At 38.8% G+C, this 26,783-nt stretch carries 23 protein-coding genes; 10 read left to right on the forward strand and 13 right to left on the reverse strand.

The genetic code is table 11. The annotated features are described in order from the left end of the window. The first annotated feature begins 81 nt into the window (after nucleotides 1-81). Genes thiC through thiH form a run of 5 tightly spaced genes read left to right on the forward strand, consistent with a single transcriptional unit; the run spans nucleotide 82 to nucleotide 5,133 of the window. Nucleotides 82-1,941, forward strand: a complete 1,860-nt coding sequence (thiC, locus tag KO513_RS15530) for a phosphomethylpyrimidine synthase ThiC (protein ID WP_215914183.1) — start codon at nucleotides 82-84, stop codon at nucleotides 1,939-1,941. A gap of 10 nt (nucleotides 1,942-1,951) precedes the next feature. Continuing rightward, nucleotides 1,952-2,587: a thiamine phosphate synthase gene (locus KO513_RS15535; RefSeq protein WP_215914184.1), complete on the forward strand. Its 636-nt coding sequence runs from the start codon at nucleotides 1,952-1,954 to the stop codon at nucleotides 2,585-2,587. Between the two features lie 2 nt (nucleotides 2,588-2,589). Continuing rightward, nucleotides 2,590-3,243, forward strand: a complete 654-nt coding sequence (gene thiE / locus KO513_RS15540; RefSeq protein ID WP_215914185.1) for a thiamine phosphate synthase — start codon at nucleotides 2,590-2,592, stop codon at nucleotides 3,241-3,243. A 2-nt stretch (nucleotides 3,244-3,245) separates the two neighbouring features. Continuing rightward, nucleotides 3,246-4,016, forward strand: a complete 771-nt coding sequence (locus tag KO513_RS15545; RefSeq protein WP_215914186.1) for a thiazole synthase — start codon at nucleotides 3,246-3,248, stop codon at nucleotides 4,014-4,016. Between the two features lie 10 nt (nucleotides 4,017-4,026). Further along, nucleotides 4,027-5,133 carry a 2-iminoacetate synthase ThiH gene (thiH, locus tag KO513_RS15550; RefSeq protein WP_215914187.1) on the forward strand — a complete coding sequence of 369 codons (1,107 nt, stop codon included), beginning with the start codon at nucleotides 4,027-4,029 and terminating at the stop codon, nucleotides 5,131-5,133. Nucleotides 5,134-5,151: 18 nt separating this feature from the next. Here the strand turns inward: thiH and KO513_RS15555 are convergent, their stop codons facing one another. From KO513_RS15555 to KO513_RS15585, 7 genes are all read right to left on the reverse strand, one after another. Next, a complete protein-coding gene (locus KO513_RS15555) occupies nucleotides 5,152-6,024 on the reverse strand; it encodes an RluA family pseudouridine synthase (protein ID WP_215914188.1) in 873 nt (290 codons plus the stop codon). Nucleotides 6,025-6,090: 66 nt separating this feature from the next. After that, complete coding sequence (locus KO513_RS15560; protein ID WP_215914189.1) at nucleotides 6,091-6,417, reverse strand: DMT family transporter; 327 nt, start codon at nucleotides 6,415-6,417, stop codon at nucleotides 6,091-6,093. A 66-nt stretch (nucleotides 6,418-6,483) separates the two neighbouring features. Beyond that, a complete protein-coding gene (locus KO513_RS15565) occupies nucleotides 6,484-7,047 on the reverse strand; it encodes a Crp/Fnr family transcriptional regulator (protein WP_215914190.1) in 564 nt (187 codons plus the stop codon). 78 nt (nucleotides 7,048-7,125) lie between these two features. Further along, complete coding sequence (locus KO513_RS15570; RefSeq protein ID WP_215914191.1) at nucleotides 7,126-8,040, reverse strand: helix-turn-helix domain-containing protein; 915 nt, start codon at nucleotides 8,038-8,040, stop codon at nucleotides 7,126-7,128. Between the two features lie 13 nt (nucleotides 8,041-8,053). Further along, nucleotides 8,054-8,815, reverse strand: a complete 762-nt coding sequence (locus KO513_RS15575; protein WP_215914192.1) for an SDR family oxidoreductase — start codon at nucleotides 8,813-8,815, stop codon at nucleotides 8,054-8,056. Nucleotides 8,816-8,957: 142 nt separating this feature from the next. Beyond that, on the reverse strand, nucleotides 8,958-10,550 hold the full coding sequence (locus KO513_RS15580; RefSeq protein ID WP_215914193.1) for a glycoside hydrolase family 32 protein: 1,593 nt from the start codon (nucleotides 10,548-10,550) through the stop codon (nucleotides 8,958-8,960). 621 nt (nucleotides 10,551-11,171) lie between these two features. Further along, entirely contained in the window at nucleotides 11,172-11,696 is a 525-nt protein-coding gene (locus KO513_RS15585; protein WP_215914194.1) for an ester cyclase, read from the reverse strand. 217 nt (nucleotides 11,697-11,913) lie between these two features. Here KO513_RS15585 and KO513_RS15590 point away from each other — a divergent pair, with 217 nt between their 5' ends. From KO513_RS15590 to KO513_RS15600, 3 genes are all read left to right on the forward strand, one after another. Beyond that, on the forward strand, nucleotides 11,914-13,875 hold the full coding sequence (locus KO513_RS15590) for a histidine kinase dimerization/phosphoacceptor domain -containing protein (protein WP_252735874.1): 1,962 nt from the start codon (nucleotides 11,914-11,916) through the stop codon (nucleotides 13,873-13,875). Nucleotides 13,876-13,877: 2 nt separating this feature from the next. Then, nucleotides 13,878-14,612, forward strand: a complete 735-nt coding sequence (locus KO513_RS15595; protein WP_215914195.1) for a LytR/AlgR family response regulator transcription factor — start codon at nucleotides 13,878-13,880, stop codon at nucleotides 14,610-14,612. Between the two features lie 339 nt (nucleotides 14,613-14,951). Next, nucleotides 14,952-15,953 carry a hypothetical protein gene (locus KO513_RS15600; protein WP_215914196.1) on the forward strand — a complete coding sequence of 334 codons (1,002 nt, stop codon included), beginning with the start codon at nucleotides 14,952-14,954 and terminating at the stop codon, nucleotides 15,951-15,953. Nucleotides 15,954-16,038: 85 nt separating this feature from the next. Here the strand turns inward: KO513_RS15600 and KO513_RS15605 are convergent, their stop codons facing one another. The 6 genes from KO513_RS15605 to KO513_RS15630 form a co-directional block, all read right to left on the reverse strand. After that, nucleotides 16,039-17,655 carry a M28 family metallopeptidase gene (locus tag KO513_RS15605; protein WP_215914197.1) on the reverse strand — a complete coding sequence of 539 codons (1,617 nt, stop codon included), beginning with the start codon at nucleotides 17,653-17,655 and terminating at the stop codon, nucleotides 16,039-16,041. A gap of 404 nt (nucleotides 17,656-18,059) precedes the next feature. Further along, a complete protein-coding gene (locus KO513_RS15610; protein ID WP_038233890.1) occupies nucleotides 18,060-19,253 on the reverse strand; it encodes a HEPN domain-containing protein in 1,194 nt (397 codons plus the stop codon). 156 nt (nucleotides 19,254-19,409) lie between these two features. Beyond that, nucleotides 19,410-21,104: an AAA family ATPase gene (locus tag KO513_RS15615; protein ID WP_215914198.1), complete on the reverse strand. Its 1,695-nt coding sequence runs from the start codon at nucleotides 21,102-21,104 to the stop codon at nucleotides 19,410-19,412. Nucleotides 21,105-21,148: 44 nt separating this feature from the next. Next, the gene (locus KO513_RS15620; protein WP_215914199.1) at nucleotides 21,149-22,234 is read right to left on the reverse strand and encodes a dsDNA nuclease domain-containing protein; all 1,086 of its coding nucleotides are present in this window, start codon (nucleotides 22,232-22,234) and stop codon (nucleotides 21,149-21,151) included. Nucleotides 22,235-22,704: 470 nt separating this feature from the next. Further along, nucleotides 22,705-23,538, reverse strand: a complete 834-nt coding sequence (locus KO513_RS15625; protein ID WP_215914396.1) for an HAEPLYID family protein — start codon at nucleotides 23,536-23,538, stop codon at nucleotides 22,705-22,707. Nucleotides 23,539-23,640: 102 nt separating this feature from the next. Continuing rightward, a complete protein-coding gene (locus KO513_RS15630; protein WP_252735877.1) occupies nucleotides 23,641-23,976 on the reverse strand; it encodes a hypothetical protein in 336 nt (111 codons plus the stop codon). A 461-nt stretch (nucleotides 23,977-24,437) separates the two neighbouring features. On the opposite strand from KO513_RS15630, the gene KO513_RS15635 reads away from it, so the two are divergent. Both KO513_RS15635 and KO513_RS15640 read left to right on the forward strand, forming a co-directional pair. Continuing rightward, entirely contained in the window at nucleotides 24,438-25,124 is a 687-nt protein-coding gene (locus KO513_RS15635) for a TetR/AcrR family transcriptional regulator (RefSeq protein ID WP_215914201.1), read from the forward strand. Then, nucleotides 25,117-26,778 carry a peptidase domain-containing ABC transporter gene (locus tag KO513_RS15640; protein WP_215914202.1) on the forward strand — a complete coding sequence of 554 codons (1,662 nt, stop codon included), beginning with the start codon at nucleotides 25,117-25,119 and terminating at the stop codon, nucleotides 26,776-26,778. The genes KO513_RS15635 and KO513_RS15640 overlap by 8 nt, the downstream gene beginning before the upstream one ends. Nucleotides 26,779-26,783 lie beyond the last annotated feature (5 nt).

The following is a 26,783-nucleotide window of genomic DNA, read 5'->3' on the forward strand; positions in this document are numbered from 1 at the left end:
ATTTTTAAAGTATAATCCGGAGTTAAAGCAATATAGTTAAACCTGCAACGAGCAATAGCTTAGCGCACATAGCCACTAAATATGAAAAGTAAAGACACTGCCCCAAAACAAGACCACATTACAAGACAACCTTTTCCGAATTCAAAAAAAATCTATGTAAGTGGAAAAATCCACCCAGAGATTAAAGTTGCAATGCGAGAAATTACATTAAGCGACACCAAGGATTCTTTAACCGGAAAGCTAACACCCAATGAACCGGTTACAGTGTATGATACGTCAGGGCCTTATACCGATCCCGAAAAAAAGATTGATGTACATAGTGGAATCGAAAGAATTAAGGAGCAGTGGATTTTAGGTAGAGGAGATGTAGAGCAGTTAAACAGTTATTCTTCGGAGTATTGCAATGAACGTTTAAACGATAGTAGTTTGGATCACATGCGTTTTTCGCTCTTAAAAAAGCCGTTACGAGCTAAAAAAGGGAAAAACGTTACGCAATTACATTACGCAAAGCAGGGAATAATTACTCCTGAAATGGAATACATTGCCATTCGTGAAAATCAGCGAATTGATGAAATGACCGAGATTGTAAAGCAGCACAAAGGCGAACATTTTGGAGCGGCTATTCCGGAGAAGATTACTCCTGAATTCGTACGTGAAGAAGTTGCCCGTGGGCGTGCGGTAATTCCGTCCAACATAAATCACCCAGAAGCGGAACCTATGATTTTGGGTCGTAATTTCTTGGTAAAGATTAATGCGAATATCGGTAACTCGGCTACTACATCTTCTATTGAGGAAGAGGTGGAAAAGGCGGTTTGGGCCTGTCGGTGGGGAGCGGATAACATCATGGACCTTTCAACCGGTCAAAACATTCATGAAACGCGTGAATGGATTATTCGTAATTCTCCGGTTCCCGTGGGAACGGTACCAATTTATCAGGCTTTAGAAAAAGTGAATGGTGTAGCAGAAGACCTTACTTGGGAAATTTTTAGGGATACCCTAATTGAACAGGCCGAGCAGGGAGTTGACTATTTTACCATTCATGCAGGCGTTCTTTTACGCTATGTGCCCATGACGGCCAAACGGGTTACGGGTATTGTTTCTCGCGGCGGTTCTATCATGGCTAAATGGTGTTTAGCGCATCATAAAGAAAGTTTCTTATATACGCATTTTGAGGATATCTGTGAGATTCTGAAGCAGTACGATGTAGCTTTTTCTTTAGGAGATGGTCTACGTCCGGGTTCAGTAGCGGATGCCAATGATGAAGCTCAGTTTGCCGAATTGGCAACTTTGGGCGAGCTAACGCAGATTGCCAGGAAACACGAAGTTCAATGTTTTATTGAAGGTCCAGGCCACGTGCCCATGCATATGATCAAAGAGAACATGGAGAAGCAAATTGAAGTTTGTGATGAAGCTCCGTTTTATACTTTAGGGCCTTTAACTACAGATATAGCTCCCGGTTACGATCATATCACTTCCGGTATTGGCGCGGCTATGATCGGTTGGTTCGGTTGTGCTATGTTGTGTTATGTGACGCCTAAAGAACATTTAGGTTTACCTAATAAAGATGATGTAAGAACAGGTGTAGTAACCTATAAATTGGCGGCTCATGCGGCAGATTTGGCAAAAGGGCATCCTGGTGCACAACATAGGGACAATGCATTGAGCAAAGCTCGATTTGAATTCCGTTGGGAAGATCAGTTTAACTTGGGGTTAGACCCGGAATTGGCTCGCGAATATCACGATGAGACCTTACCTGCGGATGGTGCCAAGATTGCACATTTCTGTTCTATGTGCGGACCCAAATTCTGCTCTATGAAGATATCTCAGGAAGTACGTGATTTTGCCGCGGCAAACGATATTGTAGACAATGAGGTCATTCAAAAAGGGATGGAAGAAAAGTCCAAAGAATTTAAGGACAAAGGCTCGGAAGTGTACTTGTAAATTAGAGTCCATGATTGTTCTGATTGCCCCGGAAACCGATGTGCCCAACGAACTTGAACTACTGAATAGGTTGTTTCAAGAAGGTTTGGCGTATTATCATCTACGTAAACCGCATAAGGACTACGAGGGGCATTCAGCATATCTTGAAAAAATAGATTCAAAATTCCATGACCGTGTGGTAGTACACCTATATCATGAATTGATAGCGGATTTTAATTTAAAGGGAATTCACTTTCAAGAGCAGAAAAGAAGGGATGTGCTGGCAGGTAACCAGTTGAAGAAAAGGGAGGTCAGAACCCTAATGAATAATTATTTAGCATCCTTGGGAGTCGAAAGCGCCAAAATCAAAACGATAAGTTCCTCCTTTCATGAACCTAATGAGTTGCAAGATTGTAATTTTACTTTTGATTACCATTTATTGAGCCCTGTATTTTCATCCATTTCAAAGAAAGGATATAAAGGCAGGGGGTTTGATGTAAATCATATCGATAAAAAAGTAATCGGTATGGGTGGCGTAACCAAAAACAATTTGGATGAAATTCAAAAATTAGGTTTTCAAGGAACCGGAGTTTTGGGAGGAATCTGGAACAGCAAAACGCCTATTGAGGATTTCAAGGCGATGCAAAAATTTTATAGAAACACATGATTATGAACATACCAAAGTTGCATTATATCTCACAAGGAAAAACACCGGAAGACCATCTGGAGCATATTCAGAAGGCCTGTACATCTGGTGCGGAACTAGTGCAATTGCGTTTAAAGAACGTAAAGAAAAGCGTGGTGTTAAAGACCGCCGAGAAAGCAAGGGAGATTACGGCACATTTTCAAACGCGATTGATTATCAATGACCATTATCAAATTGCCAAAGAAGTAAAGGCAGATGGTGTGCATCTTGGTAAAACAGATGCCGACCCCGCGGTTGCCCGTAAGCTTTTGGGAGATTATTATATCATTGGAGGAACGGCAAATACTTTGGACGATTGCTTGGCTTTGGTGAAAAAGGGAGTTAACTATATAGGTTTAGGACCTTTTCGGTTCACGACAACCAAGGAAAACTTGAGTCCGATTATACCACTTTTGGGGTATCAAGCCATTGTAGAGGAACTTAAATCGGACATGCCCATTATTGCTATTGGCGGTATTACTATAGAAGACGTACCGGAGATTTTAAAAGCCGGAGTGTACGGTATAGCGGCTTCTGGCGAAATAACTAAGGATTTTAATAAAATAAACGCTTTTCACCACCTTTTGAAAGCACCTTCTACGAACGAACAACTTTGGAACAGGGAAACAAACTTTTAAATATGACAGATGCACTTCACATAGCGGATAAAACTTTTTCTTCACGCTTGTTTACCGGTACCGGTAAATTCTCCAGTTCGGAAAAAATGAGGGAAGCTGTCCTAGCTTCGGAAAGTGAACTGGTTACCGTTGCCCTCAAAAGGGTAGAGGTTGATAATAAGTCGGATGATATGCTGAAAAGCCTGAATGCGGACCATATCAACCTGTTGCCAAATACATCAGGCGTAAGAACGGCCAAAGAAGCGGTTTTTGCAGCACAATTGGCACGAGAGGCTTTGGAAACCAACTGGATGAAGTTAGAAATTCACCCAGACCCAAGGTACCTTTTGCCAGACCCCATAGAAACTCTAAAGGCGGCCGAAGAATTGGTGAAATTGGGATTTGTAGTAATGCCCTATATCCATGCGGACCCTGTTTTGTGTAAGCGATTGGAAGAGGTTGGCGTACAATGTGTAATGCCTTTGGGTGCGCCAATTGGGAGTAACAAAGGATTAAAAACCGATGATTTCCTAAAAATTATAATCGAACAGAGCAATGTACCGGTAATTGTAGATGCGGGTATTGGTGCCCCATCACATGCGGCTTATGCCATGGAATTGGGTGCAGATGCGGTTTTGGTCAATACGGCCATTGCAGTATCTCCTAGTCCGGTTGATATGGCCATTGCCTTTAAAATGGCCGTTGAAGCGGGAAGAATGGCCTACCGAGCAAAATTGGCACCGGTAAAAGAAGTGGCGGAAGCGAGCAGTCCGTTAACGTCCTTTTTAAACTAAAATAGACCTTATGGCTTTTAGAAATACATTTGAGCAATACGATTGGGATACCCTGGAGCATGAAATTTATGCCGTAACCGAAGCGGAGGTAGCTGCAGTTCTTAAAAAGGAACGTATTTCTTTGGACGATTTTAAAACATTGATTTCTCCAGCGGCCAAGCCTTTTTTAGAAGAAATGGCACAGCGCAGCCATCAGCTGACGAAAAAGCGTTTCGGGAACACCATTCAGATGTATCTGCCCATGTATCTGTCCAATGAATGCCAGAACATTTGCACCTATTGCGGGTTTAGTATGACCAATAAAATTCCCCGTAAAACCCTTAGCGATGCCGAAATATTAAAAGAGGTAGCGCATATAAAAGAACTGGGCTATGACCATATTTTACTGGTAACGGGCGAAGCCAATAGAAAAGTTGGTGTGGCATATATCAAACATGCCATTGAGTTGATAAAGTCACATTTCTCCAATATTAGCATGGAGGTTCAACCTATGGACCAAGAGGAGTATGAGGAGTTGATAGCAGCGGGATTGTATGCCGTTTTGGTATACCAAGAAACGTATCATGAGGCTACTTACAAGGTGCATCACCCCAAAGGAAAAAAATCGAATTTTAATTACCGATTGGATACCCCGGACCGTTTAGGAAAAGCGGGCATTCATAAAATAGGGTTGGGAGCCTTGTTTGGATTGGAAGACTGGCGTGTTGACAGTTTTTATACGGCCTTGCACTTAAAATACCTGCAAAAGACCTATTGGAAAACGAAGTACAGTATATCGTTTCCGAGGTTGAGACCACACCAAGGCGATGTACAGCCAAAGGTTGAAATGACGGATGCGGATTTGGTTCAGTTAATTTGTGCTTACCGATTGCTAGATGAAGATGTGGAGCTATCCATGTCTACAAGAGAAAGTGAAACCTTCCGAAATAACATTATAAAATTGGGAATTACGTCTATCAGCGCGGAGTCAAAGACCAATCCGGGAGGTTATACTGCAGAACCGGAATCTTTGGAGCAATTTGAAATTTCGGATGAACGCTCTACGGCGGAAATCCGGGAAATGATAAAGAAACAGGGCTATGAGCCGGTTTTTAAAGATTGGGAAATTTTTGCTTGATTCGTATGCAATTCCAATCTAAAGCGTACCGAATATTTTCGTAAACCGTTCCGGTAAATCATCGGTTATACGTATTTTCTCATCCGTAAACGGGTGAATGAATTCTAGGGAATATGCATGAAGGTAAAGTCCTTTTCCCTTTAAAATAAAGCCTTTTTTGCCATAAGTTTGGTCTCCAAGAATAGGGTTGTCTAGGGAAGCCAGATGCTTCCGTAGTTGATGGCGTCTTCCGGTTTTTGGGTCCAGTTTCACTAGATTTAGGGTTCCGTATTTTTCGGACGCAACAGACTGGATAATCTCAAAATGACTTTCGGCAAACTTATCATCTATGGGAGAAGTGATTTTTCCTTGCGGAGACATTGTTCCAATGGTTACCGCATAATAGGTTTTCTTAATTTTTTTATCCTCAAAAAGTTGGTTGAGCTTACGAATGGCACTTCCTGTCTTTCCTGTCAATAACACTCCGGTTGTAGCATAATCCAAACGGTGTACAGGTTGGGGTTTAGTAGTATCTGACAACGTGCTAGGTTGTAGGTTTTGAGGCAATGCATGGGCAATGGTCTTAAAACCGTTGCCACTTACCAGAATGCCGCCCGGTTTATGAATTAGGGCCAGATAATCATCCTCATAAATAACTTTTAGGTCAAAAATGAGTTTTTTTCCTTGGGGAGTTTCGGTCGTTACCTTCAAGGTAATGTTTTCACCTCCTTTAATATAGGTGCCCGTAGAAGCTATTATCCCGTTAACCGTGACGAACTTTTTTTTAAGTACTTTTTTTAAAGCGGATTTTGTAGGCACGGAACTGAAAATACCCACCCCATACTCTTGAAGCCTTATGGGACCGGAAAGAGAAGGAACTTTATGGGTTTCTACGGTGGTGTTGTCTTGCATGGTGCGGCTAAAAAGTAAAAATAGATAAAATCAATTTTTAAATAGCAAGCTAACCTTTCTCTTTCATTAATGAGAAACCACTTTTAGGCCAATAATAGAACCGATTAAAGTAGTGAGGAAAAATATACGAAGCAGGGATGCTGGTTCCTTAAAGACCAAAATACCCATTAACACGGTGCCCACGGCTCCAATGCCTGTCCAAACCGCGTAGGCGGTCCCAATGGGTAAATGTTGGGTAACTTTCACCAAAAGCCCCATACTTAAGGCAAGGGTGATTATGAAACCCAAATACCATAGATACATTTCATTACCTGATGCTTCTTTGGCCTTTCCTAAGCAAAAAGCAAAAGCTACTTCAAAAAGGCCGGCTATAACTAGGAGAATCCAGTTCATTTCTTTTTTATGTAAAAGTCGGGGATTGAACTGAGGAATCATTTTACAAATGATAAAAAAGAAAGGCTATTTTATTTCTGCCCGTATTCTGCTTAAGCTCACTTGCGTGATGCCCAAATAAGAAGCTATATGCCCCAATTGTACCCGTTTAATGAGGTAAGGGGAATTTTTTAGGAGCGATGCATACCTTTCCGTAGCATTTTTAAACTGAAGAAATATGAGTCGTTCTTCCGTTTTAATTAGTTCTTGTTCGGCAAATTTCCGGCCCCAGTTTGCAATATGGATGTCTTGATCATAGAGCTTCTGCAAATCTTGTGTTTTCAGTTCATAGAGTTCACAATTTTCTAAGAGTTCAATGTCTTCATAGCCTTTTTCAAGGGCAACATAACTTTTCATGGAGATAATGGTATCACCTTCAGCACCAAACCAAAAAGTAACCTCCTGGTCCGCCAAGTTGGAAAAGGCCCGGACAATTCCTTTTTTTATAAAAAAAATACTCGTTTCAATTTTTTCGGCTTTTAAAAGAATGTGCCCTTTGGGATAGGCTACTTCCGTAATGTGCTTTTTAAGGGATTCTCTAGAATCTTGTGGCAGCGGGTAAATCCTGTTTATTATTTCGTCAATTGTCATTGAAGGGCCTTTTGGCGAGCGTAGTGTATAGAGGTAATTCTCAATTCAAATTTACGAACTAGGACAATAGTATTTCTATCAATTAAATGAAATCCTAAACTTTGAAGGTGAAAGATTTGTCTTGGCCTTGAACAGTTTGCTAAAGGATTGCGAATGCTCAAACCCCAGTTCATAGGCAATTTCACTCACGGATAGGTCTGTTGAGGATAATTTTTCCTTAGCCTTTGCAATGAGTTTTTCATGAATATGTTGTTGGGTATTTAAACCTGTCAGGTTTTTAAGGAGTCCGCTAAGGTAATTAGGGGAGAGATGTAATGCAGAGGCTACGTTTTGAACCGTGGGTAGCCCCTTTTCGCCTAACGTGTTATCGTCAATATAGTGGTTTAGAACTTCTTCCAATCGCATTAGAACTTCATGGTTGTTTTTCTTTCTGGTAATGAATTGGCGCTCATAGAACCTTTCGGAATAGCTAAGTAACAGTTCTATTTGTGCTATAATAATATTTTGGCTGAAATTATCGATGTTATCTTCAATCTCCCGCTTAATGTTTTGCATAATACCTTCCAGTAGGCTTTCCTCTTTTTCGGACATAAAAAGCGCCTCGTTTATCGCATAGTCGAAAAAATCATATTGTTTTATAGTTTTAGCGAGAGACGTATTCCAGATATAATCTTGATGTATAAGGAGTAGCCATCCGGATGGATTCAAATTTTTCTTGTTGTTGGGTTCCACGCGCAATAGCTGCCCTGGCGCAATAAAGGATAGTATACCATTATCAAAATCATATTCCTTTTGTCCGTATCGTAACGGACCAACATTTCTTTTTATGCCTATGGAATAGAAATTAAAGAGCCATTGCTCTCCAATGTGTTCTGGAAGAATTTTGGTTAGCCCGTAATCAATTAAACTCACCAAAGGGTGATGAGGGCTAGACAGCCCTCTTATTTTATGAAATTCACTAATGGTTTCTATTTTCCGAACGTTGGTTTTCATTGTTACGCAATTATTAGAGCAGCATACCCCCGGAGACCTCTAAACGTTGGCCGTTGATCCAACGGGCATCTTCCGTACAGAGGAAAGCCACAACTCCACCAATATCTTCAGGTTCTCCAACTTTACCTAAGGCGGTAATATTGGCAATGGTTTGTCTTTTTTCATTATTATCCCTGTTGGTACCGCCCCCAAAATCGGTAGCAATGGCACCTGGGGCAACAATGTTAGCTGTAATTTTTCTTGGTCCTAATTCCTTGGCCAGATAGCGCGTTAATACTTCAACGGCTCCCTTCATACAGGCATATGCCGATGCACCGGGAAATGAAAACCGGGTCAAACCTGATGATATGTTAATGATACGCCCTCCGTCATTTATAAATAATAAGGCCTTTTGGGTCAAGAAATACACACCTTTAAAGTGAATGTTCATTTGCTCGTCAAACTGTTCCTCAGTCGTGTCAGTGATAGGGTTGTATAATCCAGTACCGGCATTGTTTATAAGAAAATCGAAATTTGGATTGCCGTATTCCTGAGTTAGATAAGCGGATAACCGATTGAAAAATCTTCCAAACTCTTTGGTGTTGCTCGTATCCAATTGAAAGGCTTTAGCCTTTTGACCCATCTTTTCAATTTCGGAAACCACCTCATTGGCAGCCTGTTCATTGGTGTGATAGGTGATGATAACATCTATCCCTTTTTTTGAAATATTGATGGCCATATCCTTACCCAGCCCACGGCTTCCACCGGTTACTAATGCGATTTTAGTCTTTTTCATAGTCGCTAAATTTTGTTTGCACAAAGTTCAGTACAATTCATAGGGTAAGTGTAGCAAAATCTATGGTTATTGTATCCAAATGCAATACTAAAACAGAGTTTACGACCTATTTCTAAAAGGTTAACCCCTTATAATTGTGGGGCTATTTCTCCTCAACATTCCAAATTCCGTTAAGGGAATACAGGTTCGTGTCGGTAACGTTCAAGTTTCCGTCATTGGCAAATAAGGAAACGGTATCAAACTTTTCCGTGGGAAAGAAAATATCCGTAAAATTCAGTTCTCCGTCATTAAGAAATAATTCTAGGGACGAAACGTCAACAAAGAGCTGTATTTTTAAGATATCGTCTTTAAGGCTAAACGGCGCGGAATGTTTTTTACTGAAAAAGTCTTCGGAAAACTTAGTGGTACTGGAGTTGGTCCGATCTACATATAGTTTTTCTTCGGCCCTATCAAAAGTGATTACCAGATTTTCTCCTAGTCCGTTTTTTAGTTCAATTCCAAAGGATTGAGCCGTAGTTTCATTTAAGTCAATATCCATCACAATTTCAAATTGCGAGGGGGAAAAAGAGCCTTCCAATGCATGTGTACCTTCTACTTTAAAAGAGTCTAAGGAAACGGAATCCTTTCGTAAACTCTGCGTTTCTTGAGCAGGAATGCTCAAAAGACTGTAGTCCGTATTGTTTTTTACCAGTTGTAGTTCTCGTGGAAGCGTCATGGCACTTCTCCATTTTTCCGTGGGTACGATTTGGGCGTATTGCCAATTGGACATCCAACCAATGCCCAGTATTCTCCCGTCGTTTTCCGGTATATTGTTCCAGGTTACAAAGGCATAATTGTCCGCACCCCAATCCAACCATTTTTGGTCTTTTATATCACTTTTAAAATCTTTGCCATCAAAATCCCCTATAAAATAAGATGTGGCGGTTCCGCCATTGGGAGCATCTTTTTGGATGCTTACGATAAGCGCCCATTTTTCTTCATCCGTGCCTTTAACTTTTATAGGAAACAGATCGGGACATTCCCACAATCGGGTATCGCCTTCAATACCAAAGTCGGAAAGGAAACTCCAATCAATAAGGTTTGGCGATGCATAGAATTTAACCTTATCGTAGGCGGCCAAGGTTAGAATCCATTTTTGCGATTTCTCGTGCCACACGACTTTTGGGTCTCTAAAATCTTTAATTTTCTCCGTATTCGGAATTACGGGATTTTGCTCGTATTTGGTCCATTTTGTGCCTTCATCTAGGCTATATGCTATACTTTGGGTCTGAAAATCGTTAGTTTTCGCTTTTTCTCCCGCCATATTATGATGCGTAAATGTAGCAACGATAGGAGGATTCTCTTTGGTACCGAAGCCCGAAGTATTGTTCAGGTCCACCACGGCACCCCCGGAAAAAATAAGACCTAAAGAATCTGGGTACAATGCAATGGGCAAGTGTTCCCAATGAACCATATCCTTAGATTCAGCATGGCCCCAATGCATTGGTCCCCACACGGTACTATCTGGGTAATACTGATAAAAAAGGTGGTATTTGCCCTTGTAGTAGAACATTCCGTTGGGGTCGTTCATCCAATTGGCTTCTGGGGTAAAATGAAATTGTGGCCGGTGCTTTTCTTGATATACATCCGATATTTCCGGGCTGGAATTTTCCTTAACCTTAGGTTCGTCCTTACAACCTAAGGATAGGCTAAAGGTTAGAAAGGCCAAAAGCGAAAAATAGATAAGATTTTTCATAGATATAAGTTGAGTTAGTTAAGTGTCGTAGTTTTAAGACTCCTAAATTTAAGCAATGAAGAGCGAATATAAAATTAGAAAGTGCTCCTCATTGATTTTTATAATGAATGGGAGCTTATGAACTATTTTTAAAAGGACTTTGGGCTATTTTTAATCTAAAATACTTTTATACGTCGAAGAAAGGAAGTCCCAATTTTTTGAAGATGAATCCGGAGTGTGGTTTTATGGTGTATACCAATAAGACTTTGGTTTTTAGCAAAATAGAAGTCAATAAAACAGACAGGCTATCGGGACAATACATTTTTAGCTAATTCACAGGTTTACCACAGACCGTTGAGAGCATTGTCTTTTTAATTCCCTTGAATAAGATAACCTATCTGTTTGTTTATAGTTGAGCTATAAATAAACCGACAGGACTCCACTTTGGCTTCCCCCGAAACTCCGCAATGGTTTGTCCTGTCTGGTTTGGAATGTATTAATTGAGATTACTTCTTTGTTAGTTCCGATACCTCTTTTAAGATTTTATCGGAATGTTTTATTACATATGTACTAATTAATTGGTTGTTTATATTTATAAAAGTTTGGCGTATTCTATTTAATTTTTTGGATTTTAGTCTTCTTCTATTCCAAAACAGGTGGTACCAAAGTATACCCCAGTTGTTGGAGCAATTCTAGTTCATTATAGTACACCTCTTCTTGCATGAGCTTTCCTTTTTTGCTGAAAGAAGCGGTAACACAACCTTTCAGTTCTATTTTTTTTCCTGTAGCAGGTGTTCCGCTAAAAACACCGGTATTGGTTCCGTTCAGGGTCCAGCGGGTAAAGAGTTTTCGGCCTTTCACTACCACTGTGTCTATGGTCATTTTTGCATCGGGGAAACCCGTAAAATAAACGTTCATAAGGGCCTGCATTTCACTTTGGTTATGAACTACTTTAATCCCGTTTTGAATACGGGTATAGTCCTCGGTTACAATAGATTTTAAACTATCCATGTCTTTTGCGTTCCATGATGCTTTTATGAAGTTGTTAAAGTTGGTTCGTATAAGGTCTTCCTGTGCGGAATACGTAGTAGCTTGAAGTTGGTTATTGTTTTTGCAGGACAACACTACCATCGTAAAGAGTGTTAGTAAGAGTCCAATGCGCTTCATGCATACCTGTCTTATAAAAATTAATAAATGAACTTGGGGTACTTAACACTTCAATTCGTGATGAAACTATATAATTTCAGCATAGGGCGTTCTCCAATGCGGACGAAACCCTAAAATTATTGTCCCAACGTTCATTTCTATTTATCAAAGGGATTCTAACAAGTTTTATCGTATATTTAATCATTCTCATTTCCCTCGGTGAGTAGCACGCCAAACCATGAGAACCATTCTACCAAAAGTTGTTGCTTTCTGGGCCTTTTCTATTTTGAATTGCAGTATTGTTTGTGCCCAAATTATAGAGTCCAATGGCAATTTTTCTTACAAAAAGGTATTTGTAGAAACCGATAATTTTGGAGCCTCCTACCTAGATACCCTAGAAAGAGCCTACCCATCTGCAAGACCGGATACCCTTAAGTTTTCCATTCTCAATGACCTGGCCTATTATTGGCATACCCGGAACTTGAACAAGGCTTTGCAGTTTACCAAAGAAGGTCTACAGCTCACTAAAACCGGAAAGGACAGTGTCTGGGAAGGCCGTTTTCAGATTACGGAAGCTGCTATTTTGCTTCGTATGGAAAAATTAGACTCTGCCGAAAAAGTACTGGAAAGCGCACGTTGCAAAGTGCTGGAAAAAGACTTGCCCCATCTTAATACCCAATTGGGGTATGTGTACGAAAGACGCGGAAAACTGGCCAAAGCGGCAGATTATGCCTTGGAATGCCTTCGGTTGGGTGAAAAATTGAACGACAAAAGGGCCATTGCCATGGCTTACAGTGATCTAAGTAATCTGTTCTGGAAACAGTCCAAATTTAAAACAGGGCTGGAGTACGGTCTAAAATCGTTGGCACTGTATGAAGAACGGGGTATAAACGATCTGGATTATGATTTTACCCTCTTTGTGGTGGCCAATAATTATCTGGCGTTGGCAGACTATGAGCAGGCGCTCAACTATTTTCAGCATGCTATTGTTGTGGGGGAGCGCTACGGTTTTTATAATAATCTGAGTGATGTGTATATGCTCCTGGTGGATACCTACTCGTATTTAAACGAATTTGAAAAGGCCGAAGAAGCTGGTGTCAACGCCATAAAGTATGCAGAATTGCTGGAGAATAATTTTCTTCTCATGCGAAGTTGGTTGGCCATTGGCAAACTAAAAAATCTAGAGGGTGAATACGCCAAAGCGGTTGAATGTCTGGAAAAGTCCATCACTATTGCTACGGAAGATTTTGGCGATGCTTTTTTCTTGAGTCAGGCGTATGAAGCTTTGGGCAAGGCCCATGCGGGAAATCACCAATACAAAGAGGCCTATGCGGCCTTTGCCCGTTACGATAAATACAAGGCCGATGTTTTTACCGCCGAGGCGGACAAAAGAACCTCGCAATTACGAACGGAGTTTGATGTGGCCGGTAAAGAAGATAGGATCCAATCCCAAGAAGCCCTTATTTCCAAACAAAAGACCACACAAAAGCTGACCGTGGTTATCTTGGCTTTGTTGTTGCTCCTTTTAATACTGTCCTACAAGGCCATTCAGAATAAGTTCAAGGTCAACAAAATATTACAGAAGCAGAACGAGGAAAAGGAATTTTTACTCAAGGAAATTCACCATAGGGTCAAGAATAATCTAGAGACGGTTTCCAGTCTGCTGTCCCTTCAGGCGGCGCGTATACATGATGAAGATGTACTTAAAGCCATGCGCGAAAGTCAGCATAGGGTGCAAAGCATGGGTATGATCCATCAAAAACTGTACACCGGTAAAAATTTGGCCGCGGTAGAAATGAAGGGATATTTTCAACAATTGGGCGAATATATCGTAGATGCCTTTGGCGCCAATGAAACCGTGTCTTTGGAGGTGGTTATGGAACCTATGGAGCTAGATGTGGATATGGCCATTCCCATTGGGCTTATCGTAAACGAGCTGTTTACCAATTCGTTGAAATACGCTTTCCCCAACGGGCGAAAGGGAAAAATAAAAATCAGCCTAAGAGAGGAAGAGCAAATGTTACAATTAGATGTTAGGGATGACGGTATCGGGAATTGGGGAGAAGGGGTTTCCCAGGGCACCGGATTCGGTACGCAGTTGGTAGATTTGCTCACCAAACAATTAGATGGTAAAATGGTACTCAACGTTAGTCAGGGAACTGCGGTATCCATTCAATTTCAACTACATAAAGCCGCTTGATAATGAAAAAAGGAACCCGTATACTTATTGTAGAGGATGATATGATCATTGCCGCTAACATCTCGTTACAACTGGGCAATCTGGGGTACGAGGTCACAGGTATTGTTACTAGGGGAGAAGAGGCCGTAACCCACGCCAAGAAGAACGCGCCGGATATTTTGTTGTTGGATATTAACCTAAAGGGAAATCTAAACGGAATCCAGACCGCAAAGGCCATTCAACAATTTAAGGATATTCCCGTAATCTATCTTACCGCCAATGCGGATGAAGTTACGTTTGCTTCGGCCAAGGAAACTAAGCCCAAAGCTTTTATCACCAAACCCTTTAATAAACTAAATCTGCAACGGACCATAGAATTGGTGGCGGACCAACTAGTGGAGAAGGAAGAAGCCGTGAAAACGGAATTGTCCGATATGGAAGTTTTGGGAGATCGCGTATTTATTCGGCATAACGGTAAAATGGAAAAGCTGCTGCTAGAGGATATCCTGTATATTGAGGCAGACCGAAACTATTGTACCGTGGTAACAAAAAATAGAAATCTGGTCTTGAGCTGTACACTAAAAACCATGCTAGAGCGATTGCCCAATGCCAGTTTTATTCGCGTGCATAGGTCGTATGTAGTTAATATTTCTAAATTGGATGTCATTGCCGATGGTCATTTGGAAATCAATAGAAAGGTAATTCCATTGGGTAAATCGCACAAAGAATTCTTGTTCAAGCGTATCCAGACCATTTAATCTCTTGTATGGTAGCCGCTTCGTGTTTTGTTCTATAAGTTTTCTGGTTTATCCTCTCTTCAAGTAGGCGTGTCGAAACCTTATTTTATGTTGTAAAACAAAGTAGCATAGAATAGACTATGTTAAGTTTTTATTAATTTCTTATAGGCTTCATGCTGGTTCTTAGATTCTTATGATTTCACATCAAAAGTAGCTCAATAAAAAACGGTTCATATAGGCTAGTTTTGGTATAGACTTTGGACACTTTCAATCCAAAAAAAAGATAAAAATGGGGATGGCGGCAAAGAGCAAATCCACTTTTGCAACTGTAAAACCAAAACAATTCAATTATAGTAATTTATGAAAAATTCAAAACTTAGATTAGGAGTTTCAATGCTTACGGTCGTTATGTTTTCCTTACTGATGATCAATTGTAGTGACGATGATTCTAGCACCGAAACTGAAAAAGAAGCGGTTGCGGAGTATGTTACGGAAACCAAGACCAATTTACTAGGGGAGTGGGTATTGATAAGCAGTAGCATTAACAATGAAATTATTGCCAGTTCGGAATTTGAAGTTTTAAAGGATTCCCGAGCCAATTTTAATGATGATGATACCTATAGCCTGGTATACAAAACAGGAACTAACAGCGCTGCGGGTTCTAGTATTTCTACAAACACACAGGAAGGAACGTACACGATAGAAGGACTTAACAAGGTTACTTTTTTTGATTCTTCTTCGGAAATTGAACTTATAGACGATACGCTTAAGGTAACTTCAGTAATTACCGATGCCAGTGGTGCGGAACAGACAAGGGTAGATATTTTTGTACGAAGTGATAACGAAGCCTTGGATCAACCGGAAGGGTCCAATACGGATGAGGTAGAAGTAGAGGAAGAAACGGAAACTCCTGCCGATACTAACACCTATGATGGAACTGCTGTGATTGCCAAATTGCTCGGAAAATGGGAATTGACAGGAGCAACAGACCCTTGTTTAATGAAGAATACAATCGACTTTCAGTCAGACAGTGTGTTTGAATTTATACAACACAAAACTACGTTTGGCAGAAGCGATCTCTTAAAGTATAATATTGGGGTGAGCTACCCAATGCCGGCCGAATTTGCTGCTAGCGTTACTAAAGGGAACGAAACGGTGGATTTTGATACCAATGCCGATTGTAGTTTTATAAAAACGAGTCTGGTGGAATATGAGGTAACGGATGAGAAAACAGTTGAATTGAAAAAATCTACAAGCGCTAAATTGGTATTGGAAAACGATACTACACTTACGCTTATTTATACGTACTTGAATGTGGATAATGAAGAAACTACAATTGAGTTTACGTATGTAAAATCATAAATTTCATTTAAAAAAACACGGTTTAAGATGTATACGAAAGTATACCTTAAACCGTGTTTTAACTTATAGTTTAATGCTTTAATACCTATTTACGGGCCGCTTTAAATTCGCTTCCATCGTACCATTTTGGGAAATAATCTTCATTGGCCAATCGCAATCCTACATTATAAAATAACTGCAGATCAAATTGAACGCCGCTCAGTTCCGTGGTTTCAGGATCGTACTCGTCCGAGGGTTGGTGGTAGATATGGGTTAAATAGTCCGCTTTCATTTTCTTTATCTCCTCAATACTCATGTCAAAACCTTCATGGGAACCACTGGCATATAGGGCTGGAATACCAATTTTTGCAAAATTGAAATGGTCCGATCTAAAGAAATACCCTTTTTCGGCATCGGGGTCTGGAATAATATAACGGTCCTGTTCTAGGGCCGCTGCTTCGGCATATTCATCCATTTCGGACTGTCCAAAACCGGTTATGGTCAGGTCTTTCATTTTTCCGGGGCTGGATAGCGCATCAATATTAATATTGGCCACGGTTTTCTTGGGATTAAAAATGGGATTTTCGGCATAAAAGGCAGAACCCAGCAGGCCTTGCTCTTCTCCGGTTACGGCAATAAAGGCAATGGAACGTCTGGTGGTATCCGTTTTTTTGAACGCTTCGGCCAAGGCCAAAAGACCCGCTGTACCTGAGGCGTTGTCTACGGCACCGTTGTAAATGGAGTCGCCATCAATGGCTTTGCCCACACCAAAGTGGTCCCAATGTGCGGAGTAGATGATAACTTCGTCTTTTAGGTCCGTGCCGGGAATAAGGCCGATTACATTTTTAGAAACGTCCTTTTTTATTTTATTCTGAATGGCCACGGAAACTTCTAGATCTAGCGGAATAGGTTTAAAGACCTTACTTCTGGCCAGGGTTTTATAGTCTTCACCTTTCATGACCGAAGCATCGAACAGCAGCTCGGCACTAGGCCCACTGATCCAAGATTCTACATCCAACAGGGGTTGGTCACTTTCTATAATCAATTTAGAGCCGCTCCAACCGGACTCCACAACGTTCCAACCGTAAGAAGCAGGCTCGGTATCGTGAATGATGATAAGGCCCTTGGCGCCTTGTCTTGCCGCTTCTTCATATTTATAGGTCCAACGGCCGTAATAGGTCATTTCATTGCCTTTGAACAAAGTAGAATCCCCAGACTGAAATCCAGGGTCGTTAATCAGGACCACGGCAGTTTTGCCTTTCCAGTCAATACCCTCATAATCGTTCCAGTCGTATTCCGGTGCCACAATGCCATAACCGGCAAAAACAAGTTGGGAATTGTCCAGACTTACATCCGTAGTCATTTTACTGGTGGTGGCCACAAAATCTTTAAGAACATCTAGGTTAAAGCTGCCCTCTTTACCGGAAATGACCATCTTTTCAGAAGGCGTACCCGTAATTTCTACCATGGGCACTTCTTGAAAATAGCTGTCTCCGTTTCCGGGAGAAACGCCCAATTTTTCAAACTCGTCCTTTAAATAGTTTACCGTTTTTACCTCACCTTCCGTAAAGGGCTTTCTTCCCAGAAACTCATCTGAGGCTAAGCGTTCTATATGTTTGGCAAGGGTACTTTGGTCTACTTCTGCCATTTTTGGGGCAACCGTTTTATCGTTACCACAACTTACAAATAGGAGTACCGCTAAAAATTTTAAGTAATTCTTCATAACTGATATTTTGGTTTAACTGCCGGATATCTTCTAGGGGTGGGCCATAACCCGTGAGAGTAGGACCACCTGTAGCTAAGATATACGCTTGTGCGCAGTAGTTTAGCTCAAATTTTACACCTATACCATAAAAAAGGGGAACATGTTTTGGGGAAGAGGTCTCACGTATGACCTTAGCGGGTAAAAAAGTACTACATTTTTTTGAATTGAAGGCGAAGAGGGAATGTAAATTTTAATCATACCCCATGCAGTCAATACTTTTTTTTCAAAAAGAAAATCCAATAAGCGCATGTAGGGTGGTTGAAGGTCTAAGGTATGAAATGTAGCTTATAGTTCGTGGGGTGCACTATTTTAGTGAAGTAAGCTGGCACGAGCGTGACGCTTGCGCTAGCGGGGTGGATTTTTTATAACCATCTATTCATTTTATCGATTGTATGTTTTAATTGAGCAATACTAGATAAGATTCTGTCTTCCGATATATTGTCGTCGAAATGAACAAGGCGATTTCGAATTCTTTTTAAGCGAATAATTGTATAATAGGTGCTTTCATCAAAATATTTTAGATTTTTTAAAAGTCTTAAATCTCCACTAAAAGTTCTTCTTTTATCAATTAATTCAGCTTCTTCGTTTTTTACTTTAGCATCGACAGTTTCATAGAGAACTTTCTCTAATTCTTTCCAAAGAGAAATAAAGTGACCAAATAAAGGACTGAAATTTCCTGCGACTTCCTCTTCTAGATTTATTCTTTCTTCTTTGCTAATACCAATTGAATCTAGTTTATCAATTGCTTTCTCAATAATTGGCTTTAGATTGTTTACTAAATCATTAACTTTATTAAAATCAGCTTTTGTAAATGTTTTATTATGAGCTACACTACATCTTAAATCATATAATTCACTCCACTGATGATTTAACTTTTCTTGACTTATCGGTATTTCATTTGAAAAATATCTATCCCAATTTGAGATTGGAATCATTTGCTTAAGTTCTGTCAGATTGAGTTCGGATAAATCTTTAGAAGCTTTTAGTTTATTGATAAGGTTATCTTTACTAACCGTGTACTTTTCACTAAATAAGAAGTTTTTGAGCTGAATAAAATCAACATTATGTAAATAAGTAGAATCTTTATTTTCTTTACTTATTGAGTTTTTAACATCATCAGGAACTTTTTCTATTGTCCAATCTGCTCCAACATTTATTAGCATAAATTTAGTTATTAATTTACGCATTAAATTTTCTATTTCGTAGATAGTTGGATAAGCTTTATTAGCATAGTGTTGACTAATACCATCAAATAAAGTTTGTGGTGATTTTGTAATTATCGAGAAAATTGATTTAACGCTTTTTAGTAATTCAGTTAATTTATCAATTTCAGAAGTTTTCGCAACAGAAAATTTTAAATGAAAATAAACTTTTTCTGTTTCGGCTATTTTTCCAGAATTAATAGAATATGAAGCTTTAAACTTTTCTTTAAAAATGATTTTTCCTTTGTCGATTTGTATGTCAGGGTCGGACTGAATTAAATGTTCAAAGGATTTTATATTTGTACATTTTATATTTTTACTATCTACAAATACTAAATATTCAACTTTTATCATAGGTTTTGGTCGAATTGCACACAACGGTCTAGCATAAGAATAGTAGCGGGTTTTAACACACTAACTTTTCGGTTAAACACAGACCTTTTTTATATTTATTTACTTTCGTTTTAGCTATTAAACCACTATTATTTTATATATCGTTGGGCACAGTATTTATTCCCAAAGTTCACTTAGCTTACTAATCATTTCCTCTTGTACATCATCATATTCCGATTTCTGAAGTAAACTATATTTTTCGGTAAGCGTAATTGTTTTACATTTAAAATCTACTCCATAAGTTTCCGCAAGTCCTAATATCAGTTGACTGTCTTTTGGTTGATTTTCTTGGATAAATTTCATTATTTTATCTATGTGTTCAACGTCTTGGTCTTGCTGATTTGGTGAATCAACAATTAAGGGAAAATAAGTCGATGAAGAAAACTTTTTCATTAAATGGAAGAAGGTAAAATAGTAAGCTATTAAAGCTCTTGGTCGAGAACTCCCAGTCTCTTTGGATTCTATTTTTGAAGTTATTGGTTTATATTCATCTTCGGACAATGAATGAACATCTAATTTTTTTAAAAATGAAGTTAATTTAGTTCTGAAATAACCAACTATTTCATCTTTTCGTTTTTTACTTTCAAATTCTTTTAATTTTTTTTCTAATTTTTCTTTTTCTAAAGTGTTTTCAACAAGAGTTTGTTTTAAGTCATCATATTTCTCCGTAAAAATTGATTTTATTTGATTCTTTCCTGAACTTTCTATTACATCTTTAAGTTTGAGATTACCTTTTTTTTCTTGTAGAATTTTGTCAATTTTACTTACTTCGCTTAATGTTGAATTAAGTTTGTTGTTCTCCGAATTGATCTTATCTTGAATGTCTTTTACTTCCTTTTTTAACTCAATCAGAAGGTCTTTGCTTTTTTGCTCATCCTGCGCAATTTCAAACCTTTCTGCAAAAGAATTTTCATATTCCGCACCACAAGTTGGACATCCGACAACTTCTGGTAATTTTTCTGAAGCAAATTTTAAATCTTTATGACTTTCTAAAATTGCCTGCTTTACAATATTTATTTGTGTATCATAAGAGGCTTTTAAATGGTATAAATCGTGCAAATCGGATTTTAAAGAATCTTCTTTCTTTTTTAAAGATTCTAATTCAGTTAATAATGCAGTTATCTCTTTTTTAAATTCATCTATGTTTATGTTAAAATTAGTTTGAGATAATTTACTTTTAACATCTTCTAAAATTTTGCCCGTCAGCTTTTGTTCCTTTTCGGTTTCATCTATAGCCTTTAGATAAATATCGATTTCTTTTTTCGTCTCATAGTATTTATTAGGTCTAATACCTGAATGATAAAATATGCATTGGTTTCGATAACTTTTTATCTGCTGTAAAGACTTGAACGAAGACCAACTTTTACTCCAGCTTTCATCTTGGTCTACGTAATAAGGAAGAAGTAGATAGGCAGGTGGAGGAATAATAAAACCACTATTTTGAGACTGGAATAAAGGGTTGAAATCAAATAAATTACTTAAAAAAGGTGCAAGTTCCTTGGTTACAGAGTCAAATATTCCCAACGAAACATCATTGGAATCGTAGATTGAAAAGCGTTTACCATCTCTTAAAATTTGGAATTTCTCGCCGTCTAATTCAAACTTTACAAGAGAAGCAACATTTGCATTTTTAAATTTAGAATTTAAAAGAGGTTCAGCTCCAAAAGTCCGATAAATACTTTTAATTAAAGAGGACTTACCAGTATGGTTTTTACCATAAATTAATGTTCTATGTTTATCGAAACTAACTCTTTTTGCTTTTTTCTCTTTTTGAGACAGCAATAGCATTTCCGATATGTATAATTTTTTCATTCTTTTTTACTCTTAAATTTCTGACGAGTCTTTTTAAATTACCTTTATTCTTCATTGATAACCTTAATTACAAGACATTTAACGAAATAATCATCATAGAAACTTGATGATACTTTTGAGAAACAATGGTTTATTATTGTCAAAAGGTTGCTTGATTCGTCTATTGTACCAATAGATAGTTCATTTTTGTAAACTGTTTCAATGTCTTTTATTAATTTTTTTAATGGAATTTTATTACTGTCTTTTATTAAAGTTGCAGTTACATCTCTCCAATATTTTTTGAATTTCATTAGCTCAATATGACCAATACTACAAGATTCTAAAGAAGTCTTAATTTCATCCCACTCCTGTTTTACACTTTTATAAAGACCAGCCTTTTCAAGAAACTCTATAAATTGACGTTTTGATATTCCTTTTATATCTATTAGTTCATCCAGATTGGAGATGCTTTTATCTCCGAAGGTATTTTCTGTTTGCCGAGAAACTTCATTAAAGACTTGTTTATAAGCTAATTCCGGATTTATACTATTCTCTGGATTAATTTTGTTAATCAATTTACTTAATTCTCCAAGGCAATGTGTAGAACTGTCTTTATTACTTAGTTTGGTGACGTGAAAACTTGTTAATTCTCCAAACAGTGTATTTGTTAACTTATGTTCGTTTTTTATTGAATCTTCAAATTCTTTGAAAATAAATTTATCTAGTTCTTTTGCCTTAATTTTTAACCTTTTGAGGGATTCTTCTCCGTTAGTTAGCTGTTTAAAACTGAAGTTGGCATTAGAAATGAAATTTAAAGAATTTGTGTTTTTAGTAAAGTTTATCTTATTTAAATATAGTTTTCCTGTTATAGATAATTTTTCTTTTTCCTTTTTGGTTAACGCTTTGACTGTCCAGTTACCAGAATCCTTGGATTTAATTTGATAAAAGTCAATTTTACTTGGTTTTGTTTCGGAATCCAAAACAACTAAATCATCGTGAAAATCAAAAAGAAAAACATAATCATCACTTTTCTCGTGAACTGTCAACAGTAAATACAGAGACAAGTCTTTTTGAAAGGTGTATTTTCGAGCAGTTTTACTACCAGATTCCTCTCTTGGTTTTAGATTTAATATTTCTTGTTCTAGGTTCATTTATATTGTGCCCAACTAATGGATATAGTGCAAATTGCATATAACCATTAGATTTAGAGTTAGATAAATTATTTTTTTAAAGTCATTAGTCTTTATGGCATTATATGCCCATTCCTGTTTTTGTGAACATAAGGTTGGTTAAAAGGTATGCTACAAATATCTCCGTTTTGCATCTTATAGTTTTACGGAAAAGCGTAATCACAAAAAAAAGTGGTCAAAAGCTAACCAAGAACTTGTGTTACAACCAATAGCATCATTTTCGCTCAAACCTAAACATCACTTTCCTACAGAACTTTAAATATCAAGAATTAAGTTGAGATACAAGTAAGTGTCCGTTTTACAATTGCTGTTTTTAGCGTTTTATTCGATAAAGTGTACGAATTTATAGACGTAAATAAGTTTTTTGAAAGGGTGCAATCTAATGTAAGATAGGCTTGTACAACAATTGGCATTGTACAAGCCTATTTTTTTTAATGAGTGTGCTTGGGTTCCCAAATGAGCCTTAAAAAAGAACTCAATCTCTCGTTTTCCCTGCTAACGGGTATACCGGCCACAATACCTATCATGAGATTGTCTGCAATACCTACACGCATTTGTGGTCTAATGACCATGTCAAAATCACTTTGGTCAAACGTCTTGTTGAACTCTACACCCAGAAAATTTCTGGTTCCGGTGATCATATAATGAAAACTGGTGTTCACATCATAAGTGGTGTGAAATGTTGCGGTTTCAAAGTTTTGTTCAATCATAGGACCGGTATAAACAAGGGAGTGGAAATTGTTTCCCCAGCGTTTGGCCACCACCAGAAACGGGTTATATACGTTACCTTTAATAATGGGATTGCCAAAGTTCTTAAAGTCCGATAATTCAAACTCGTTAATATACCCAAGGGCCATTGAGGTTGCCATGGGTTCGCTTACAAAAAAGGACCATTGTGCCGCAATTTTTATACTATTGAGCTTATTAGAGGGTACGCTGTTATCCGCAACTCCTGCAGGGGAGTAAAAGGTAAAAGGTAACTCTACCTCAAGACCCAAGCGGTTTATGGGTGCCCATTCGTATTCCACCAATGCTTCATAGCTGTCAAACTCTAAATAGTCCGTAAGGCCCAAGCCCAAGTTCCACTCTTTTTCTCCCTTTCTAGCCCCTAGGTCGCGTATAAGGTCTATATAGAGTGGTTCGGCATGCAAAACTTTGTCAGGCTCTTTTTGGTCTTCTATTTGATGTATATAAATGCTATCTTTTTCGGACTTGTTTTTTTGGGCCTTTGAATATGTGGATAATGCCAATGTTATGATTAGCATTACTGCTGTTTTTTTTTTCATTTTTAGATTTATTTTTAAACATAATAAGAGTGTGCCGCCACTATAATGGGTGGCAGGAACGTACTAAACTGTAAAAATAAATCAGGCTTTGGGCGGAGGGGTGGCTAGCTTTTGATAGCCGTTGGTAAGATGGGCGTTATAATCAGGGAACTGATGTTTTAGGGTTCGTGCGAAACAGTAATAGACAGAGGAGTCTGCAAGGCTGTTTGCAATGAACTCTATTTTTAGGTTGGTATTCTTGTTGTGGTCCGTGATATCGTTATCATCACATTCTTCAATGGCATCTTCGTACCCAAGAATTTTCTCAACAATGATTTCTACAATACTTTCTTGATCGTTTATGGTCAAGTCTTCTGGTATATATGCTGGATTAGGGTCTGCAGGGTCTACACTTAAGTTAAGCAAGTAAAGGCCCATAAGCCCCCAGAGGATTTTTGTGAATACGCTATTTCTTATTTGACCCATCACACTACGAAAGTAACGTAATTTTGTCTTTTTTCATACAGCAGCCCATCAACATTTATTCGGGATTACTTTCATTTATTTCCTGCCTATTCCAGTATTTGAAGTGAATGACAAAGATATTTGCAACATTTATTTTAGAGATAATTTTAAATATCAAGAATTAAGTTGAGATACAAGTAAGTGTCCGTTTTACAATTGCTGTTTTTGTAGTGTTTTTCGACCAAACGTCAGAATTTATAGATGTAGGACATAGTTGGGGAATCCGTAAAAAAATAATCTCTTTTTTATCATCCCCATAAAATAGTAGGGCTGTCACTATAAATAGTAGTAATAGTGTCTAAAATAAAAGTTAAACTTTCAAGTTATGATAGTAATACTGTTATATTTATCGCTGTAACTATTATTTCAGAGCTATGGAGCGTCTTTTACAATCAATTCAAATAGGGGTTAACGATAAACTATATATCAAAGACCCGCAGTCTACCACCTTGGGCAAGCGCATTGTGGAAGAAAGTATCCTGTTGATCCATGAAATAGGCTTTGAGGCCTTCACCTTTAAAAAGTTGGGCGTTAAAATTAAAAGCAATGAAAGTTCTATCTACCGCTATTTTGAGAACAAACACAAAATGTTGTTGTACCTTACCTCATGGTATTGGAGCTGGTTGGAGTACAAATTGGTTTTCTCTACCAATAGCATGAAAGATGCCCGGGAGAAATTAAAAACGGCCTTGGCCATCGTTACCCAACCTACGGAGGTGGATAGCAATATCTCGCACATTAATGAGGTGCTATTAACCCACATTGTTATTAACGAGTATTCTAAATCTTATTTAACCAAAGAGGTGGACACCAATAATAAGGAGGGCTATTTTGTAATCTATAAAAGGTTGGTAGACCGCTTGAGTACCATGATCAAAGAGGTAGATGCCTCGTACCCATATCCTAGTAGTCTGGCCAGTACGGTACTGGAAGGCTCTTTGCATCAATATTTTCTAAAAGACCATTTTCCTTCCTTAACGGACTGTCACGAAAAAGGCGACCCAACCAACTACTTTACAGAACTGGTATTTAATTCTTTAAATAAAAAACTTAATGGTTAAAAACGTACTAACGGCATGGCAACGCCTTATGGGCTTGCTAAAACTGGATAAAAGAGATGTACTACAGATTTTTTATTACGCCATTTTTGCCGGTTTGGTAAACCTTTCGCTTCCGTTGGGTATACAGTCTATCATTAACTTAATACAGGGTGCGGAAATTAGCACCTCATGGATCGTTCTGGTTATTTTGGTTACCGGTGGTGTGGCCTTTGCCGGCCTGTTGCAATTAATGCAGATACGCATTATTGAGAATATGCAACAGAAAATATTTACACGGGCCTCTTTTGAGTTTACCTATCGTTTTCCAAAAATTAAGATGAGCGAACTACGCAATTATTATCCGCCCGAGTTGGCGAACCGTTTTTTTGATACGCTCAATGTACAAAAGGGACTCTCCAAACTTTTATTGGACTTTCCGGCGGCGCTGTTACAGATTGTTTTTGGCCTGTTGCTGTTATCTTTCTACCATCCGTTTTTTATCATCTACGGCATGCTTTTGCTGTTATTGATCTATGTGGTTTTCCGTTTTACGGTACAAAAGGGTATGGATACCAGTTTGGACGAGTCTAAGCGCAAATATAAAGTGGCGCATTGGATCCAAGAGGTGGCGCGTTCATTGGTGAGTTTTAAACTTTCCGGGAGAACCAGTCTTGCCGTAGATAAGAATGATATGCTGGTGGAAGACTACCTACAGGCGCGTGAGAGCCATTTTAGGGTGTTGGTGATTCAGTTTATACAAATGATAGGTTTTAAGGTGTTGGTAACAGCGGGACTTCTAGTTATTGGGGGGCTGTTGGTACTGAACCAAGAAATGAACATTGGGCAGTTTGTGGCCGCGGAAATCATTATCCTTTTGGTAATTACCTCCGTGGAAAAACTGATCCGTGGGCTGGAGACTTTTTATGACCTGTTGACCTCCTTGGAAAAAATGGGGCAGGTGGTAGACCGTGATCTGGAAAAACAGGACGGAGAGCGCCCACTAACCGAAGAAGGCAGTCTAACGGTAGAATTGGACAAGGTTTCCTTTGGTACCAAAGAGCATGAAATTTTACACGATATTTCCTTAAAAATAGAACCCGGATCTAGGTACCAGATCATTGGTTCCAACGGCTCGGGCAAGTCTACCTTATTACGATTGATCGCGGGTATCATAGAACCTACGGAAGGGAATATCTATGCGAACGATTTTTCGCTAAGCGGAATCAACCCTAACCATTACCGGTCTTTCTTGGGCCAGTCCATGACAGAGGAGAGTCCGTTTGAGGGTACCATTCTAGAGAACATTACCTATGGCGATAGTACCATTTCCCACAAAGACCTGCATTGGGCCATGGAAAATGTGGGGCTGTTGCAGTTCGTAAAGGAACAACCGGACGGGCTAAACACCATTATCTATCCGGAAGGGCAGCAGATACCGTATACCGTGGCACGAAAGATCGTACTGGCGCGTAGTGTGGTACGCAGACCAAAACTGCTCTTGCTGAACGATCCGCTCAACCAATTTGATCAAGTGGAATCCGAGCGCCTTATGAATTTCCTGGGCGATCCCGCCAACCCTTGGGCACTGGTAGTCGTAAGCCAAGACCTAAGGTGGATGGAGACCTGCAAACAAATCATAACCATGGACCAAGGCCGAATTATAGCCATAACATAAGAAAC

It is taken from the genome of Zobellia sp. B3R18 (assembly GCF_018860715.1).
Lineage (GTDB): Bacteria > Bacteroidota > Bacteroidia > Flavobacteriales > Flavobacteriaceae > Zobellia > Zobellia russellii.